The organism is Actinomycetota bacterium (assembly GCA_004297305.1).
In the GTDB taxonomy this organism is placed as follows: Bacteria; Actinomycetota; Actinomycetes; order S36-B12; family FW305-bin1; genus FW305-bin1.
Genome location: SCTR01000007.1, coordinates 66,189 through 84,282 on the forward strand (window position 1 = coordinate 66,189; position 18,094 = coordinate 84,282).

Below are 18,094 nucleotides of genomic sequence, written 5' to 3' on the forward strand. Positions count from 1 at the left end.
CGATGGACCTGCGTTCGCTCGAGCGGGATGGCGTGCTGACGTCGAACCTGCGATACCGCATCACGAACCTGTTCGGGGATGTCGAGGCGAACGCTCCTGGCCCACAGGTTTTCCGCGTTGAGCAGGGTGCGGGCCAGACGACGGCGCCGCACTATCACGCAGTCCCACAGTTCCAGGTCCTCGACGGTCGTCCTGGCCGGTTCGGTCGTGCCGAGGTGTCCGCACCGACGATCCACTATGCGGATCCGTGGACGACGTACGGCCCGATCGTCGGCGGCGACGCCGGCCTCAGCTACTTCACCGCTCGGATGGCCTCGGACACCGGTGCCCATTTCATGCCGGAGTCCCGGCACGAGAAGCCGCAGCGTTCCGGACGCCACTTCACCGTCTCACTCGCGCCGGCCGACGCCGGCGAGGCGCAGGAAGGCGCCGTTCTGGACGTCCTGATCGAGGCGCAGCCGGACGGGCTCGCTGCCTACCGGGTCCGGCTTGCGCCCGGCAACGGCATCGAGTTGCCCGCGTGCACCGGGATCGGTCGGCTCGTCGCGGTGGTGTCCGGATCGCTGGTCGACGCCGGCCGGGAGTTCGGGCTCTGGTCGTGGGGATACGCCGCCACAGTCGACGACCGTGCGATCAGTGCCGGCTCCGACGGCGCGACGGTGCTGTGCCTGGACTATCCCGCCGCCGGTGCGCAGGCGACACCGCGGTCCGCAGCCTGACGTCGCAGACCTCGCCCCCGTGCTGACGTCCCTGGCTCGTTGCGTTGACATCGCTGAGTCGACGCGGGTGACGTCGCAGACGTCACCCGCGTGCCCAGAAAGTCGTTGCCCTCGCCTCGTTATTGTGACGTCGCCGCCCTGACCTCTCGGCCGGAAGGCGCCTACCGCCCGGGCTCCATGGCGCAGCTCAGCTGATCGCCTCCCGGACGTAAGCGTCGACTGACGCCGCACAGGTGAGCTTGTCGTCGCCGGCCGCGGAACCGGCGCCGTACCGGGTCACGTTGTCCTCGATCGTCGGGCCGTTCCGCCCGCAGGAGCACCGCCCGAAGTTGGCGTTGACCTTGTCCCCGGTGACCAGGCCGCCCCATCGTCCGCCGTAGACCGGATCGAAGAGCGCGAGTCGTCCGGTGACCTTGCCCTCCCCGGACAGCAGCTTTTCACCGCTCTCGTCGACGATGAGCATCTCGATCCACGGTGGCCAGTGGTAGAAGCCGTCTTCGCACTTCTGCGCGTGCCCGGAGATCTCCGACATGCCGAACTGGTCGCACTGCCGGGCCGGGGCGAACCACTCCAGCACCTGCTCGCGGTAGTCATCGGGCAGGACGAGCCCCTTCGTCCCGCCGCCAAGCCCGAGCACGGTGTCCGGGTGCATGTCGCCGCGCTCGACGCCGCGGGCGCGCGCCGCCTCGACGAGCTGGTAGGCAAACGGCCACATTCCCAGCAGCAGCATCGGCTCGTCGTGATGGGCGATCACGATGTCGGCGAGCCGGCCCAGCGACGCGTTCATCCGGTCAGCGGCATCGGCACGAAGACCCTCGAACTCCTGGACCTCTTTGGGAGTGGCGGTGCTCGCCGCGATCATCGAACGCAGCGCAGCCATCCGGCTGAGATCGGCCAGCGGCACTGGCTCGTCGATCAGATAGTCGCCGCCCGGCTTGGCGAAGTAGCGCACGCGCGCCTGATGCATATAGAAGCCGCGGTAGCGGCCCTTCGCCGAGCGGCTCAGACTGATCACGATGCGGTCGTTGCGCAGCGGGACCTGATGGGGCCAGCCGAAGAGGCGCTGCGGGTTGTAGCCGATCTGTTCGATGTCGGCCGCGCTCTGGTCCAGGAACGAGCTCTTGCCGGACGTCCCGCTCGACGCGACGACGAAGTGCCCGGCGGCGGCAAGCCGGTCCAGCCACTCGTCGACGTCCTTGATGCCCTCGAGATCGACCTCGCCACCGTCGACGGCGGACAACGTGGTCAGCCACGTCGTCATCCGGTCCCAACGTCCTTGCTTCACGAACGACTCGGGATAGCTCTTGTACGTGGTGTGCGAGAACAGCAAGGGCACGATGTCATCACGACTGCGGATGGCGTCGATCCCGGTCTCGGCGGCTCGCCGGCCGAGGACGGGGATCTTCTCCCGGTGCTCCTGGAATCGCTCGGCCATCGCCGCCAGCCGAAGCTGCGCGACCTCGGGGCCGTTGGCCGCGTAAGGGTCGTCGAGTTCGATCAGTTCCATCAGCGGTGTCAGTGCGGAAATGACGATCAGCTCCTCGATGCGGCAGCGGCGACGATCGCGGACGACCGCGCCAGAGGCAGAACTGCCCGCCAGCGTAGCCGAACTGCATGCAGCCTGATAGGCCGGATCCAGTTGTGGCAAGCGCAGGATGGATCAACTCGTCTGTTGCGACTAACTATCTGGGCTGAGAACTTGCGGACGCGCGCCGATGGGCTTGCCCCGGGGTCGCGGCGCCTTGCCCGCGGCCGCTCGATGGGCCGCCTGCCCGTGCCCGCCGCGCGGGCCGCAGCCGCCTGGGCCGTGGCCGCCCCGATGCGGCCACCAGCCGCTTGCCGCCTGGCCCGCGGCCGGCGCGGTGGACACCGGTATCTATCGTCGGTGCCATGGCGGCAGACGAGGGCGGTGAGTCGGCCTGCTGGCTGGATCGGATCTGCCCGGTCTGCGGCGCGTACCTCGCGACGGGCCCCGGCTCACCAGCCACGCCGTGCCCGCGCTGTGGCGACGCCGGGGCGCCGCCGCCGCCCGGCGACCGCCCGCCGGACCGATCCTGAGCGGCGGCCGGCAGCGTCATCGAGCGCGGACCGGGCCGCCCTGGTGTGGCGGCTGGGCGGCAGGATCAGGTGGTGCGCCATCGAGCGCACGCAGGAACGCCCCGAGCTCCTCGACCTCGGCCGGGCGGCCGGGCAGGTGATCGGCGAGCCGGGGGGAGTACACGGCCAGGGCACACCATTGCCCTCGCGACAGCGCGACATTGAGCCGGTTGCGATCCAGCAGGAACGACAATCCCCGGGGCGCGTCGTCCGCTGACGACGCCGTCATCGACACGACGACCACGGCCGCCTGCTGGCCCTGGAATCGATCCACCGTCCCTACGCGGACGCCGTCGATGCCGGCCCGGTGGAGCGCCTCGGCGATGAGCGCGACCTGCGCGTTGTAGGGCGCGACGACGAGGACGTCCGCCGGTTCCAGGGGCCGGGCAGGCAGGTCGGCCGCCGGCGTCCAGGCGCGCCCGAGCAGCTCGCGGATCCGCGCCACCACCTCGGCGGCCTCCTCCGTCGAGGCCACTGCGTTCCCGTGGTGCTCGACGGGTACGGCGTGAACTCCCGGCGCCACCCCGGCCAGGTGACGGTCGCTGGTGCAGGCCGCGGCCTGCAGCAAGCCGTCGTACGACAGCCGCGACACCACCGCGCACAGCTGCGGATGCATCCGCCAGGTCTGCGCCAGGAAGTAGCCGAACTCGTCAGGCAACGTGTCGTGCCCGTGGTTGAGCCAGCCGAGCGCCGAGCCGTCGACCGGCTCGGGATGGATTCCCTGGCTGACCTGCGGCAGCTGCTGCGGGTCGCCGAGCAGCAGCACGTTGCGCGCCGCGCAGGCGGCGGCGACGGTGTTGGCCAGCGAGAACTGGCCGGCTTCGTCGACGACGAGCAGGTCCAGCTCGTCGGGGGGCCGCCGCTTGGCGTTGACGAAGTCCCACGTCGTACCGCCGACGACGTAACCGCGGGCCTGCGCGGCGTAGAACGCGGCGAAACTCTTGTCGTCCACCGAGGTCCAGGGGCAGGTCGCCGCGTTCCCCTTGCTCCCCGGCTTCTTGGCGATGGCCGACTCCGGGACGCCGGCGGCCGCCACGCCGCGCAGCAGGTTCTCCACGACGGCGTGCGACTGCGCGACAACCCCGATCCGCCAGCCGGCGGCGACCAGAGCAGCGATCACCCGCGCGCCGGTGTACGTCTTGCCGGTCCCGGGCGGCCCTTGCACGGCCAGGTACGACCGATCCAGGTCGAGCAGGGCAGCCACGATGGTGTCGGCGATCGGCTCACGGCCGCTCGCGGTGGGCAGCGCCGAGCCGCTGCGGGTACGCGGCCGCTGCCGTCGAAGCAGGTCCAGTGCCGCACCCGCGGGGAGCTCGGGAAGGCCGGCGGCGACTGCGGTGGCCAGCGTCTGGATGGCCGCGGTGATCCCCTTGGTCTGCGGCGGCGCGCCGGGGGACAGCGCCATGGGCAGCGCGTCGTGACCGACGTGTCCCGTCGGCACGGTCTCCTCGACTCGCACCAGGTCGCGGGGAACGGCACCGGTGACGTCTGCGGTCACCTCGGTGATCAAGACCTCGCGGTACCCGCGGCCACCGCCGACGGCCACCTGCAGGGTGGGCGGCACCGGCGGCTCGTACAACGCGTACGCCTTGCCGCCGGCGCGCAGCTCACTGCCGGGCTCGAGTTGGCCGAGCAGTCGCAGCTGGCGACGTTCTGTCCGCTTGCCTGGCGGGATGTGCCAGTCGACGTCGACAGCCACCTCGTCGGCTACCAGCGTGCTGCGGCTGTCCGCCCACTCGTCCGGCGGCGACTGCAGCCGGTCGAAGTGGTACCACCAGAAGGGTTTGTCCTCACGCCAGTGGTACCCGACTGCTGCCGCGAGCAGGGCCACGGCCTGCTGGTCGGCGTCCCGCGGACCGCCACCGGGGTCGGCGTACGCCAGCAGCGTCGCAACGACCGGATCGACGTCCCTGTCGTCCTCCTCGTCGCCGGCGGCAGTCAGCTGCGGCCGCGGAGTCGGCTGAACTCCTTGGGCCGCAGCGCGATCAAGCAGCCAGTCGCGCAGCCGCCGAGTGGATTCGCAGTCGTACTCGTTGTACGTCGCGATCTGCGACAGTCGCTGCTGCCAGCCGATGTCGTCGCCGGCCTCACGCAATTCACAAGCGTGGGCGTACTCGACGATCGAATCTGCTGCGGTCGTGACATCGCCGGCGCGGTGGACCGGCATGTACAGCGGCTCGAGTTGCTTGAGGGAGTAGGACCGCTGACCGGTCCGCAGGCTGCCGCGGACCGTGGCATAGAGGTCGACGAGCAGGCCGGAACGCAGCCAGTCGTCGATGATCTGCTCGCCGGCGCCGTGCCGCCCGGCCAGCCGCAGCAGGGCAGTCCGTTCGTAGGACGCGTAGTGGTAGACGTGCATGTCCGGGAATTGCGCGCGGCGCTGCTCGACGTACCGGAGAAACTGCAGGAACGACGCCTTCTCCTGACCGCGGTCGTGGGCCCAGAACGCCCGGAACTCCGCAGCCGTGCCACCGGCCGGCGGTTCGACGACGCCGAGCAGGTACTCCAGCCCCCAGCCCTCGGCGTGGTCGGCGTCAGTGGCGTCCCACCAGAGTGGGTCGCCCTCGATGTCGAAGAAGATGTCGCCGTCGTCCGGTGGCGGCAAGGCTCCGACGGTCGCGGGCGAATAGAGGTCGAACACCGGCGCCGTCACCGGCTGACCACCGGGCAGTGGGTCTTGTCTGGCCTGCAAGATGGCCTGCTGCCGAAGGGAATCCAGCGCTGCGGCGCTGATGCCGTCCACCGGCCCGGCATGGCCGGCGAGGTCGTCCACGGTGCGGATCTCGGCAGCCCACAGCCGGGTGCGTTGGGTGCCTCGGATCCCCGCGACCAAAAGTACGTCGCGCGTCCGTTCGACGTCGACCCGGCAGTCGTCGCAGCGCCCACACGCCCGATGCCCGCCGCGGCCCCATCCGACGGCGGTTCCGCCGTCGCGGTGGTCGTCCAGTAGCTGCTCGAGGCGGGCCCGCCGGTGGCGGTAGACGGGGATGAGTTCGTGAACTCGGTGCGAGGTTGTGCTCCGGTCGCCCAGGATCAGGTGGACCTCGTCGGACACGGGGACGCCCGCGGCCAGCAGCTGATCGGCGTAGGCGGCCAGCTGCAGCAGCGCGGTGACCTTCGCCCGCCGGGCAAGTTTCGAGTCGTATACCGCGTACGCCTGGCCGTCGGAGGCGCGCACGACGAAGTCGGCCCAGCCGCCGAACCGGCCGTCGAAGAAGCCGGCCTGGAACACCACGTCGGCTCCGGTGTGAAGGACGGCGATGGTCTCGGCGTGCTTCGCCGCGAGGGTGGCGCGCGTCTGCTGTCCGCGGGGCACCCGCTCGATACAGGCCACGCCGCGGCCGGTTGCCGGGTCCCAGGGTCCGTAGTCGGTGAGGTAACCCGTGAGTACGCGTGCCTCGTGGGCGTCGCCGAGCGTCGCGGTCCGGGCCAGCAGCGCGTCGTCCGCGACGGCGGTCGGCGCCGCGCGGCCCAGCAGGATGTCGAGCTGACGCAGCAGGGCGTACTCACACGTCGCTGCGGCCGCCAGGTCTGTCGGGCTGCAGACCAGGCCCCCGTCGTCGAGCAGATACACGCGGGTCATCATGCCCAAGCCGACCGACAGCCCACGAGCCGACCGAAAGCGCCACGAGCACAGCCAGCCGACGAGCACACCGTGGCCACGAGAGCGCAATCGGCCCACGAGCCCGCCGACAGTCCACGAGAGCGCAGCCCGGCCAGCAGAGAGCAGGGCAGCGACGAGCGTTCCGGCGGCCCGATGTTGCACGCGGTCGGGCACCACGTTTCACTCGACGTGTGGCTCGGTCGTCCGCAGGTCGCCCCTCAGCCGAGGCGCTGGCGTCCTATCGGGACAAACGGGATTTCGCGGCGACCCCGGAGCCGAACGGGACGCCGACGGCCCACGACAACTCCGCGGCGCCGGTCTTCGTCGTCCAGCGGCACCGCGCGCGCCGAATGCATTACGACTTCCGGCTCGAGATCGACGGCGTCCTGGCCAGCTGGGCCGTGCCGAAGGGCCCGACGCTCGACCCCGCCGTGAAGCGTGCGGCGTTCCACGTCGAGGACCATCCGATGGAGTACGCCGACTTCGAGGGCGTCATTCCGGCGGGGCAGTACGGCGGTGGGGACGTCATCGTCTGGGATACCGGTACCTGGCAGTCGCACGGCAAGGTCGGCCCCGCGCAAGCGGTCACCGACGGAGAGCTCCACATCGAGTTGGCGGGCCAGAAGCTCCGCGGCCATTTCATGCTGATCCGCACCCGGACCGATGCCGCCGGCAAGGAGGAATGGCTGCTGTTCCACAAGCGGGACGCCGCCGCCGTCGCCGACTGGGATCCCGAGGATCATCCCCGATCGGTCCTGTCCGGACGCACCAACGAGGAGGTCAAGGCGGATCCGGCAACGATGTGGCGCTCGGACCTGCCGGCTGCGGCGGCCGCGGTGTCGTTGCGGCGAGCACCGGCGCTGCAGTCGGTGCCGGCAGCGGAGCTCGCCGCGCTCGACACCCTCGGCCCCGGCGGGACCTGGCCGATCTTCGGCCGGGAACTGCGGGTGACCAATCTGGACAAGATCCTTTTCCCGGCCCGGCCAGGAGAGGAACCGGTCACCAAGCGCGACCTGCTGCGGTATGCCGCGCAGATTGCTCCCGTTGTGTTGCCGTACCTCGCGGGTCGCGCGCTGAACATGCACCGCTTTCCGCAGGGTGCGGCGACCCGCGGTTTCTGGCACAAGGAACTTCCCGCGCATGCACCGCCGTGGCTCCCGCGATGGGACAACGCAGCAGCAGACGCCGGGGAGGCTCACACCTACCTCGTCGTCGACGAGCCTGCCGCCTTGGTCTGGGCGGCTAACTTCGGTGCGCTCGAATGGCATGCCTGGACGTCGCGGACCGACCAGCCCCGGCATCCGACATACGCGCTGGTCGACCTCGACCCCGGCGACCGCACCAGCTGGGATGAGACGCTGCAGTTGGCGCGCCTGCATCGCACTGCCTTCGACCACCTCGGCATCGCCGCTCGACCGAAGGTCACCGGGCGCCGCGGTATCCAGATCTGGGTGCCGATTGCTCGCGGGCCGAGTTTCGACGAGACGCGGACCTGGGTCGAGCAGGTGTCCCGCACGGTCGGGGCAATCGTGCCGGAGCTGGTCAGTTGGTCCTGGAACGTCGCGGAGCGCGGCGGGCTCGCCCGGCTCGACTACACCCAGAACGCGATCAACAAGACGCTGGTCGCGCCATACAGCCCCCGCGCTGCGCCCGGCGCGCCGGTCTCGGCACCGATCGACTGGGACGAACTGGACGATCCGACTCTGCGACCTGACGGGTTCACGATCCGGACGATCGGGGATCGGCTGGCAGCGAAGGGCGACCTGTTCGCCGACGTCCTGGCGACGCAGCAGCGGCTACCCCGCTTGCGCTGACCGTCCGGCGCTCGCTGCCGATCGCCCGGCACTCACCGTGGCGCCCCCCGCCCGTGATCGTGGGCCGGCCAGGCCTCGCGCAGCAGGACGCTGATGGCCGCGGCGAATACCGTCTCACCCATCCACGATTGACCCAGCATGCAGCGGCTCCAGAAACTCTTGGAGAATCCGAATCTGCGGGTCACCACCCGAGCGAGATTCGGGTCGTCACGAGTGCGGATGACACACGCGAGGCGATGTTGGACCACCGCGACGGCGAGCGACACCGGATCGCCGCCGGGGGGCAGTACGGTCGTAGCATCGGGATCTGAACCGAACCGATGTGGTTCGAGCAAGTAGTCGCGCGGGAACAATGAACGGCTGTCTAGCCGCCGCCGCCGACTGAACCGCTGATCGTCCCGTTCGTGCTCGTCAGCAGCCGGACCACGAAGCAGCGTGGGCGGGTCATCGGATGGCACGGCAGTGCCTGACCCGAACAGGATTGCGGGCTGCTGTCGCGACCTCTCGGCGATCGTCCAACGACAAGGATGGCTCGTAGGACGATTTGTTTCGGATCTGTCCATCGCGGACGACAGGTGGTGTGCTGCGGCTCGGAGCACAGCCGAGAACGAGCAGCCACGCCGAGCCGCAGGCAGCCACCACGGCGCCCGGCCCGACAGCCCGCTGGTCCACGGAGCTACCTCCTGAAGCCGTCGCGGCGGCTGGTCGCCCCCGATCAGCCGTCGCGACATGTCACGGGGATGAGGTCGATAGATGCGCCAGCACGGCCACGTCCGACGTAGCCGGAAGCTTCTGTGCCGCAGTGGGATCGCCGTCGACGGGAGGCGGCGTCGGTCGGTCTGTCGCCGCATCGCCACGACGCTGTCGTGCTCCGTAGCGGTCGGCCGAGCCAGCCGGCTGTCGTGCTCCGCAGTGGTGCGGCGAGTCGGCCGCCGAGACGTTCGTGACCGGAACGTAGGTACGCCCTCCGACAGGTCCGCCGGCCTTATCAACAGGCGGTCAGGCGGGGGTTGTCCGAGCAGTGCGGGCCGCCTAACGTTCGCCGCGTTGGCCGGCGACCGGCTGTCCACCAACAGAAGCCGCCGACCAGCGATCAGTCGGGGCCGGGCTCGTTGGCTACCTGATCCATCGTGTCGGCCGACCCGGCGAGCGGGATCCGGTATTCCGGCATGGCGAAACCGCGTGAACAGCTACCGAGGAGTGCCCGATGTCAGGTGACCAGCCCCGCCGTTCCGGGACCAGCACGGTCGACGGAGTCATGCGGAATCGTCAGGTCGACGCTGCCGCGTTGTACGCCGACGGCTGGGTCACCCGGCGGCACGGATACCTGCCGACAGTCGAGTTGGACATCGCGCCGGCGGTCCGGCTGCACGAGACGTTCGACCGCGAGATCGACCCGGTGACCTACCAGGTCCTGCGATCGCGTTTCTGGAACATCAATCTCGACCATTTCGACGCGATCAAGCGGATGTCCGGCTCGCCGATCATCGTGTACATGAGCGACTTCAACACCGCCATTCTCACCGAGAACGGCGACAATCTGGTCGCCGGTCCCGCCATCCAATACTTCACGGGGCACAGTGACCTGACGGTCAAGTGGACCCTGGAGAACCGGAGCGGGAACCCGGGTATCGAGGACGGCGACGTCTTCATGATGAACGATCCGTACATCGGGACCAGCCACCAGATGGACGTCGCGATCTACAGCCCGGTCTTCTGGGATGGCGCGATCTTCTCGTGGGTCATGAATGTGTGCCATGTCGGTGACATCGGCGGCATGGATCCGGGCAGCTTCTGTGCCAGTGCGCCGGACATCTTCCAGGAGCCGGTGGTCATTCCGCCGGTCAAGCTCGTGCGTCGCGACGTCCTCCAGCAGGACGTGGCCGATGTGCTGGTGCGGCAGAGCCGGACGCCGGACATGGTGGCGTTGCAGTTGCGGGGGCAGGTCGCTGGCTTGCGCATGGCCAAGGAGCGGATGGTTCACATGCTGTCCGAGTACGGCCCGAACGTCGTCAAGGGCGTGATGCGACGCATGATCCGCGATGCGTCGGCGGCGGTCGAGCGACGCCTCGCCCAGATCCCGGATGGTGAGTGGAGCGAGACCATCTACGTCGGGAGCGTCGGGCCGGACGACCATGACCTGCACCGGCTGACGACGCGGCTGCGCAAGGTCGGCGATCGGCTGATCTTCGACAACGCCGGATCCGATCCGCAGTACTTCGCCGCCAATGCCAGCTTCACCACCTGGCGTTCCGGGATCGTCTGTGCCGGCTCGGCGTTGCTGGGCTTCGACCAGTTGTACTGTCCGGCCGGAATCGTCGATCACCTGGAGTTCGAACCGGTTCCGGGGAAGATCAACTGTTCGGAGTTTCCCGGCGGCGTCACGTCCTCGACCGGCGCCGTGGTGAGCGTCCACGTCGCGTCGCAGGTGTTCAGCAAGATGCTGCTGGCTGCCGACGGCGACGTGAAGGACACGGCCAACGCCACCGGTGGTGGCTCACTGCCGGGCTTCTGGCTGTGCTCCGGGCTCGATCGTCACGGCAACTTCGTCGCGGATATGACCGGCGATCCCCTCAACGGCTCGCTCGGCGCCTTTCCTGGCCGAGACGGGGTGGACACCGGGGGCGCGTGGTGGTGGCCGTCGAGTCGCTCGGGCAACGTGGAGGAGTGGGAGGCCGCACTTCCCGTCCTGTACCTGTACCGGTTGGAGCAGATCGACAGTGGCGGGTCGGGCCGCTGGCGAGGTGGCAACGGCAACGAGACGGCGATCATGCCCTACAAGTCGACGGACCTGGTCGTCCAGATCATCTCGTCCGATCCGGCCGTCAACGTGACGCCGGGTCTTGCTGGCGGCCTGCCAGGGCATTCGGGCAACTTCCTGCACGCCCGGCAGACCGCAGTGCGCGATCTGATGTCCAAGGGCGTCATGCCGGCCAGCCGGGCCGAGCTCGACGAGCTGCTCGGCGGGCTCACCCGGCTCTCTCCGAAGGCGACGACGTCATTCGGCAACGACGACGTGCTGGCGGTGGACTACAGCGCTGGCGGCGGCTACGGCGACATGCTGTTGCGTCTCCCGGAACTGGTCGCCGCCGACGTCGCCAAGAGCCGGGTGACCGAGGCCCAGGCCCGATCCTCGTTCGGCGTGGTCCTCGACCACAACGGCGATCCCGATGTACGGGAGACACGGAAGGCTCGTCAGGCGATCCGCGACGAGCGGCTGGGACGCGCCACGATGCCGCAGGACCCCGTCGGTGCGCCGGTCGACCCCCGCGATGTGACGAGGATTTCCGACGTCCTGGGCGTCGTGTTCGGGCCATCCGGCAGCAGCCGCTGGGCCTGCGGAGGATGCGGCGCGGTGATGGGCTCGACCGACCAGAACTACAAACTCGGCGCCGCCGTCCTCGAGGACAATCCGGCCCACGTCGATCCGCATCGCTACCCGGACCCCACCGACTTCTGTGACATTCCCTTCGTCCTGCGGCAGTTCCTTTGCCCGTCCTGCGGGACGGTGTTCGCGGCCGAATGCACCAAACAATCCGACCCTCCGACGCTCGACGTCTCCTTCAGCGCCGCCGGGCTCGCGACGCTGCGTCGCCGTGACACGCCGCAGGTTCGGTGACCTGACCTCATCGCGGTTGTCGACCAGCACTCTTCGCCGCCCGCCGGGCTGGCCCAGCGCAAAGGACCTCGTACATGACATCGGACGTGCAGTACCGCGAGCAGGACGGCTATGTGATCGGAGTCGACATCGGGGGGACGTTCACCGACTGTGCGGTGACAACTCCCGACGGTCGGGTCGTCGGTGCGAAGTCCCCGACGACGCCAGCGGACCGGTCGGTCGGCTTCTTCGCCGCAATCGACCTCGCCGCAGCGAAGGTCGGCATCTCGTCGGCAGATCTCTACCGTCGCAGCGAGCGGATCGTGCACGGGACCACGACCGGCACCAACGCCATCGTGGCGCGTGAGGGAGCCAAGACCGCGCTGCTGACCACGGCCGGCCTTCGTGACGTGATGTTCCTCATGGCCGGTGGCGGGCGGACCTCCGGTCTGGACGTCGATCAGGCCTTGCACGGCCCGTCCACGGACAAGCCGATTCCGATCGTGCCCAAACACCTCACCGCCGAAATCGTGGGCCGAATCGACGTCGACGGCGAGGTGATCGCGCCGCTCGACGAAGCAGCCGCGCGAGCCACGATCGAACGACTCGTCGCCGTGCATGACATCGAAGCTCTCGCCATCAGCCTGGTGTGGTCGATCAAGAACCCGGTTCATGAACACCGCGTCGCCGAACTCGCCGCCGAGGTCGCTCCCTGGCTGTACACGACCTGTTCCAGCGACCTCATCTCGCACCTCGGTGAGTACGAGCGGACCACGACGACGGTCATGAACGCCTACATCGGGCCGCTCATGGTCCGGTACATCGACAGCATCGAGCGGGGCGCCGCCGAACGTGGTTTCGGGGGCCGCGTGTTGTTCGCCCAGTGCGCGGGCGGCGCGATCACGGGCGCTGAGGCGAAGTCGGCGCCCATCCGCACCGTGCAGTCGGGCCCCGTCGCCGGGATCGTCAGTTCGGAACTCCTGGCGCAGCGCATCGACACGCCGCAGGTGCTGCTTGCCGACATGGGCGGCACGACGTTCGACGTCAGCGTCATCAATCAGGGCAGGGCGCTGCGACGCACGAAGTCCCTGCTGCAGCGGTACGAGCTCGCGCTGCCGATGCTGGATGTCGAGTCCATCGGCGCAGGCGGGGGTTCGATCGCGTTCGTCGACGAGTCCGGACGGCTGAACGTCGGTCCGCGCAGTGCCGGCGCCGTCCCGGGTCCGGCTTGCTATGGCGCCGGCGGCGCAGAGCCGACGGTGACCGACGCCGACGTGGTCCTCGGCTACATCGACCCGGATCGCTTCCTGAATGGCCGCATGACGATCCGGCCCGATCTCGCCGAACGAGCCGTGGCGGGGGTAGGTGCTGCGGTCGGGCTGGACGTCGACGCCGCTGCCGCCGGCATCTGCCGCATCGTCGACTCGAAGATGGCCGACCTGATCCGGCGGATGAGTGTCCTCAAGGGTTTCGACCCTCGTCAGTTCGTCATGTACGCGTTCGGCGGGGGAGGACCGGTGCATGCCACCGCCGTGGCGCGCGAGGCGGGCGTCTCGACCGTCATCGTGCCCCTGCCGGCGGTGGCTGCCATGTGGTCCGCCTTCGGCGCGGCAGTCGCCGACGTGACGTACGTCTACCAGGAGCCGATGTGGTTGCGGCTGCCTGCGGCGGCAGCGCCGGTCAACGACGCATTCGCGGCGCTCGAAGCCCGAGCGCTCGCCACTGTTGCCGCGGAAGGCCTCGCCGACCTGCCCGCCACGATGGCCCGGTCGGTGCGGGTGAAGTACCGCATGCAGGTGCACGACGTCGAAGTGCCGATGCCGTCGGGCGTGCTGACCGCCGAGACCGTGGCCGACCTCGACGATCGATTCAACGAGGTCTACGAACAGATCTTCGGTGTCGGCGCCGGCTTCCGGGAAGGTGGTGCCGATCTCACGGGATTCCAGGTTCGCTACCAGGGGCAAACGGCCAAGCCGGAACTGCGAGGCGGCGAGCACGGCGACACCACGGTGACGCGGACGAGCCGATCGGTCTACTGGCCCGACCTGGGCGAGCGCCGGGATACCCCGGTCCTGGCGACGGCGACCGGAGTTCTCGCCGAACCGGTCGAGGGTCCCGCGCTGATCGCGCTGCCGGACACCGTGGTTGTGCTGCATCCCGGCCAGCGCGCCGTGTCGGATTCCTTCGGCAATCTCGTCATCGACACCGGGGCATGAAGCCGACGAAGCAGGAGGCGGGGGACAGGCCGCGGCCAGGTTGTCGACCGCGCTGAACCCCTCAGGACATGGACGTCGCCGTAGCCGGCGCTGGTGTCGCGGAATGCCCCGAATCGGGCGAGGGAAGGGACCAGCAGTGACCAGCACGAGACCGGAAAGCCCAGCAATCGCGCCGGATACGTCGTCCGTCGCCCAGCCGGCGGGCAGCAGCGCCGCGCCCAGGCGGCGACGTGCCCAGCCGATCGGTCGGTGGGCCGTCTTCGGGACCTACCTGCTCATCGTCGTCGTCGTGTTCCTGTTGCGGCGCGAGACCTTCTCCGAGTGGGCGACCTGGCAGGGAATCCTGCAGCAGAGCGCTATCCCGGTGATCGTCGTGGTGGGCCTGACGATCACGCTGATCGGCGGCGACTTCGACCTGTCGATCGGTGCGGTACTCGGCTTCGGTATGGCGCTGAGCATCGTGTTCATGGCCGAGGTCGGGATCAGTTGGCCGCTGGCGTGCCTGCTGGCCCTGGCGATCTGCGCAGTCATCGGCGTCGTCAACGGCGTCCTGGTCACGCGGCTACGGGTCAACAGCTTCATCGGGACCTTGGCCATGACCAGCGTCGTCGCCGGCATCGACGCCAAGGTCACCGGTCAGGAGACGATCTCCACCGGGGTTCCGGTCGAGTTCGCCGACGTCGGGATCCAGGCGATCTTCGGCATGAGTGTCGCCTTCTGGCTTGCCGTGATCGCCAGCATCGTTCTCTACGTCGTGGTGTCCCACACCGAATGGGGCCGGTTCCTCTACGCCACCGGAGAGAACAGCACCGCCGCGAGATTGGCCGGCGTGCGCGTCAGAGCAATCCGCACCTGGGGTTTCGTCGCGGCGGCAGCGGCCGCCGGAGCGGGGGGCATCCTGCTCGCCTCGCAGAACGCGTCGTACTACCCCGGTGCGGGCGGCGGCTACCTCCTACCCGCTTATGCCGCAGCGTTCCTCGGTACCGCTGTGGGGGCTGGGAGATTCGGGGTACTCGCGAGTGTCTTCGGTGTCATCTTTCTGCAGACCCTGCAGACCGGCCTGACGGTGCTCAACGTCGAACCCTGGATCGTCCTTGTGGTGCAGGGTCTTGTGCTCGTCGTCGCCGTCATGGTCTCCGCCTTCGGCGCCTCGGCCCGGCGCTCCACCTGAGCGTCGCGCGGCCGCGCCGCAGGGCCGGCCGCAACGTCCACGACCCCGTGCGGGGGGCGCCCACCACCAGTCCGCACCGTGACCCAGTTTCGAGGAGTCGACGACCCATGAAGAAGCACGTAGGAGGGGCGCTGCTGGCAGGCGCTCTCGCCGCGACGGTCGCGGTGGCCGGCTGCGGCAGCGGTACGAGTTCACCGAACTCGTCAGCCACGCCGCAGGCCGCTGGAACGGGGGCGAAGGTGGTCGGCGCCAAGACCATCGGACTGCTGCTGCAGAGCAAGGCCAGCGAGTACGCCGTGCGCGCGATCAGCAGTTCGCAGGAAGCCATCGACCTCCTCGGCTGGAAGATGGTCCAGCTCGATGCTCAGGCCGACCCGCAGAAGGTCGTCACCAACCTGCAGACCTTCGTCACGCAGAAAGTCGACGCCGTCATGTCGACGGCGTGGAGCGCCGACGTGCTCCGGCAACCGTTGCAGGCCGCCAACAATGCCAAGATCCCGGTGGTCAATGTCTGGGCGGAGGTGCCGAAGTCGCCGCTGTTCGCCGGCCAGCTCGGACCGAGTGAGACGTCGATGGGGACGGTCGCGGCGGACGAGTTCATCAAGCTGCTGCCCAAGGGTGGCCCGGTGGCCTACTTCAACTCCAAGCAGTTCGGGTTCGGGGCGATTCGGGGCAAGATTCTCGAGGACAAGATCAACGCCGCGGGCAACATCCAGATCGTCGCGACGCACCAGACCGACTACACCAACGTGCAGGCCGACACGACCAAGGCGCTGACCGACATCCTGAACGCGCATCCGGACATCGTCGGGTTGTATCTGGACTCCAGCACGACGGTGCCGCAAGCGGTCCAGGTCCTCAAAGCAAAAGGTCTGTGCGGCAAGGTCGCCGTCGTCACCTACTACGGCGACCTGCCGAACTTGGCGGCCGTCCGCGACGGCTGTGTGAACGTCCTCGTCGATGTCCCGGTCTTCCCCCTCATGTGGACCGAACTCGATCTCCTCGCCGCGAACCTCGCCAACGGCACGCCGATCCCGCAGGACGGGCCGCCGAGCACGGGTTACCCGTTCCCGCCGGCCAAGGTCCTCACCATCACCAAGGCGAACGTGCCCCAGGACCCCACGAAGTACTTCGACATCGACTACGACTTCCGAAGCTACTTCAAGGACCGGTGGGCCAAGGGACTGTACGGGCCCACGTCCTGACGACCGCGGCGGGTTCGGCCCTGTGGGGTCGGACCCGCCAGGCCTGTCACCAGAGTCGGAGGAAGCAGATGAGCACTCCGGTGCTTCAGATCCAGGGCCTGACGAAGACGTACGGCGGGCAGCGTGCAGTCGACGGCGTCGACCTGTCCGTGGCTGCCGGCGAGATCGTCGCTCTGGTCGGGAAGAACGGCGCCGGCAAGAGCACGATCATCCGCGCCGTCAGCGGGGCGACGACGGGGGACTCCGGGACGATCTCGCTGGTCGGTCAGGCGCGCCGGTTCTCCGGCCCGCTTGCGGCACGGCAGGCCGGCGTTTCGGTGATGCATCAGGAGTTGAACGTCGCTGCCCGGATGACGGTGGCGGAGAACCTCGGGCTGGGTGCGGGCTATCCCCGGCGGGCCGGCCTGTTCATCGACCGGCGCGCCTTGGATCGGAAGGCGCGCAGCGTGCTGGCTCGAGTTCATCTGGATCAACTCGACCCGGATACCCCGATGACGGACCTGACCCCGGTCCAGCAGCGCCTCGTCATGATTGCGGCGGCCCTGTGGGTGGACGCCCGGCTGCTGATCCTCGACGAGCCGACGGCGTCGCTGACCGAGGAGGAGATCGGTCATCTGCATCGAACCGTGCAATCCCTGCGCGCCGAGGGCGTCGGAGTGCTGTACGTGTCCCATCGGCTCGACGAGGTCCTCGCGCTCGCCGACCGCATCGTCGTCATGCGCGACGGGCTGGTTGTCGCTGATGTCCCGCGGGCCGACCTGACGAAGGCTCAGCTGGTCGCGCTCATTGGCGGAGTGGCACGCAACGTGCACCGTGCCGCCGCGCCGGCTCCGCTGTCCGACGACGCCCCGGTCATGCTCGACGTTCAGCAGCTGCAGGTTCTCGGTGCGACAGCGCCGGTCTCGATGCAGGTACGACGAGGCGAGGTGCTCGGCGTCGGCGGTCTCGTCGGTGCCGGGCGTACCGAACTGCTCCGGGGGATCTACGGCGCCGATCCGGTACTCGATGGCGAGGTCACTGTCGGCGGTCGTCCGGTACGACGTGGGTCACCGCGCGCCTCGATCGCCGCGGGCCTGGTCCTGTTGACCGAGGATCGCGCCGGCCAGGGGGCATTTCATGGCTTCTCGGTGCGCTGGAACACCACCATTGGATCGCTGCGACGCTTCCGGGCGCTGTCCTGGCTGCCGGTGCCGTCGGTGGCTGCCGAACGGCGCAGCGCCGGCGGCTTGATCGACCAACTCCGCATCGCCGGCGCGCAGCCGGACACCGACATCGACGCGCTGTCGGGCGGTAACCAGCAGAAGGTGCTGATCTCGCGATGGCTGGCGACCGGCGCCCAGGTCATCCTGCTCGACGAACCGACGATCGGTATCGACGTGCATGCCAAGGCCGAGATCTACGACCTGCTGCGGTCCATGGCGGCGCAAGGCCGCACCGTCGTGGTGGTCTCAGCCGACCTGGCCGAACTCGAGATGCTGTGCCATCGCGTGATCGTCCTGCATGACGGAGCCGTCGGAGCAGAACTGGTTGGCGCGCAGATCAGCGAGGAGGCGATCCTGCGGACCTGCTTCCGTCTCGACGAAGCCGACACCGAGCCGGCCCCGGTCGCCGGCACCGGCGTGACCGGGGACGCCGCAGCCCGCTACTGACACAACTCGGGGCGGGGCGGC

9 protein-coding genes are annotated in these 18,094 nt (G+C 69.1%); 7 read left to right on the plus strand and 2 right to left on the minus strand.

Annotation, left to right across the window (positions count from 1 at the left end):
* The first annotated feature begins 2 nt into the window (after positions 1 to 2).
* On the plus strand, positions 3 to 719 hold the full coding sequence (locus tag EPO13_05955; protein TAK69430.1) for a hypothetical protein: 717 nt from the start codon (positions 3 to 5) through the stop codon (positions 717 to 719).
* Between the two features lie 187 nt (positions 720 to 906).
* Here the strand turns inward: EPO13_05955 and EPO13_05960 are convergent, their stop codons facing one another.
* The gene (locus EPO13_05960; protein TAK69431.1) at positions 907 to 2,226 is read right to left on the minus strand and encodes a hypothetical protein; all 1,320 of its coding nucleotides are present in this window, start codon (positions 2,224 to 2,226) and stop codon (positions 907 to 909) included.
* Positions 2,227 to 2,793: 567 nt separating this feature from the next.
* Complete coding sequence (locus EPO13_05965) at positions 2,794 to 6,390, minus strand: TM0106 family RecB-like putative nuclease (GenBank protein ID TAK69740.1); 3,597 nt, start codon at positions 6,388 to 6,390, stop codon at positions 2,794 to 2,796.
* A 260-nt stretch (positions 6,391 to 6,650) separates the two neighbouring features.
* Between EPO13_05965 and EPO13_05970 the strand changes: the two genes are divergently transcribed.
* The 6 genes from EPO13_05970 (at position 6,651) to EPO13_05995 (ending at position 18,073) form a co-directional block, all read left to right on the plus strand.
* Positions 6,651 to 8,234 carry an ATP-dependent DNA ligase gene (locus tag EPO13_05970; protein TAK69741.1) on the plus strand — a complete coding sequence of 528 codons (1,584 nt, stop codon included), beginning with the start codon at positions 6,651 to 6,653 and terminating at the stop codon, positions 8,232 to 8,234.
* 1,207 nt (positions 8,235 to 9,441) lie between these two features.
* Positions 9,442 to 11,853: a hypothetical protein gene (locus EPO13_05975; GenBank protein TAK69432.1), complete on the plus strand. Its 2,412-nt coding sequence runs from the start codon at positions 9,442 to 9,444 to the stop codon at positions 11,851 to 11,853.
* A 74-nt stretch (positions 11,854 to 11,927) separates the two neighbouring features.
* Positions 11,928 to 14,048, plus strand: coding sequence for a hydantoinase/oxoprolinase family protein (locus EPO13_05980; GenBank protein ID TAK69433.1), 2,121 nt, complete (start codon positions 11,928 to 11,930; stop codon positions 14,046 to 14,048).
* Between the two features lie 103 nt (positions 14,049 to 14,151).
* Positions 14,152 to 15,219, plus strand: coding sequence for an ABC transporter permease (locus EPO13_05985; protein ID TAK69434.1), 1,068 nt, complete (start codon positions 14,152 to 14,154; stop codon positions 15,217 to 15,219).
* Between the two features lie 107 nt (positions 15,220 to 15,326).
* Positions 15,327 to 16,424 (plus strand): sugar ABC transporter substrate-binding protein, encoded by a 1,098-nt coding sequence (locus EPO13_05990; protein TAK69435.1) that lies wholly within the window; start codon positions 15,327 to 15,329, stop codon positions 16,422 to 16,424.
* A gap of 68 nt (positions 16,425 to 16,492) precedes the next feature.
* Positions 16,493 to 18,073, plus strand: coding sequence for a sugar ABC transporter ATP-binding protein (locus EPO13_05995; protein TAK69436.1), 1,581 nt, complete (start codon positions 16,493 to 16,495; stop codon positions 18,071 to 18,073).
* Positions 18,074 to 18,094 lie beyond the last annotated feature (21 nt).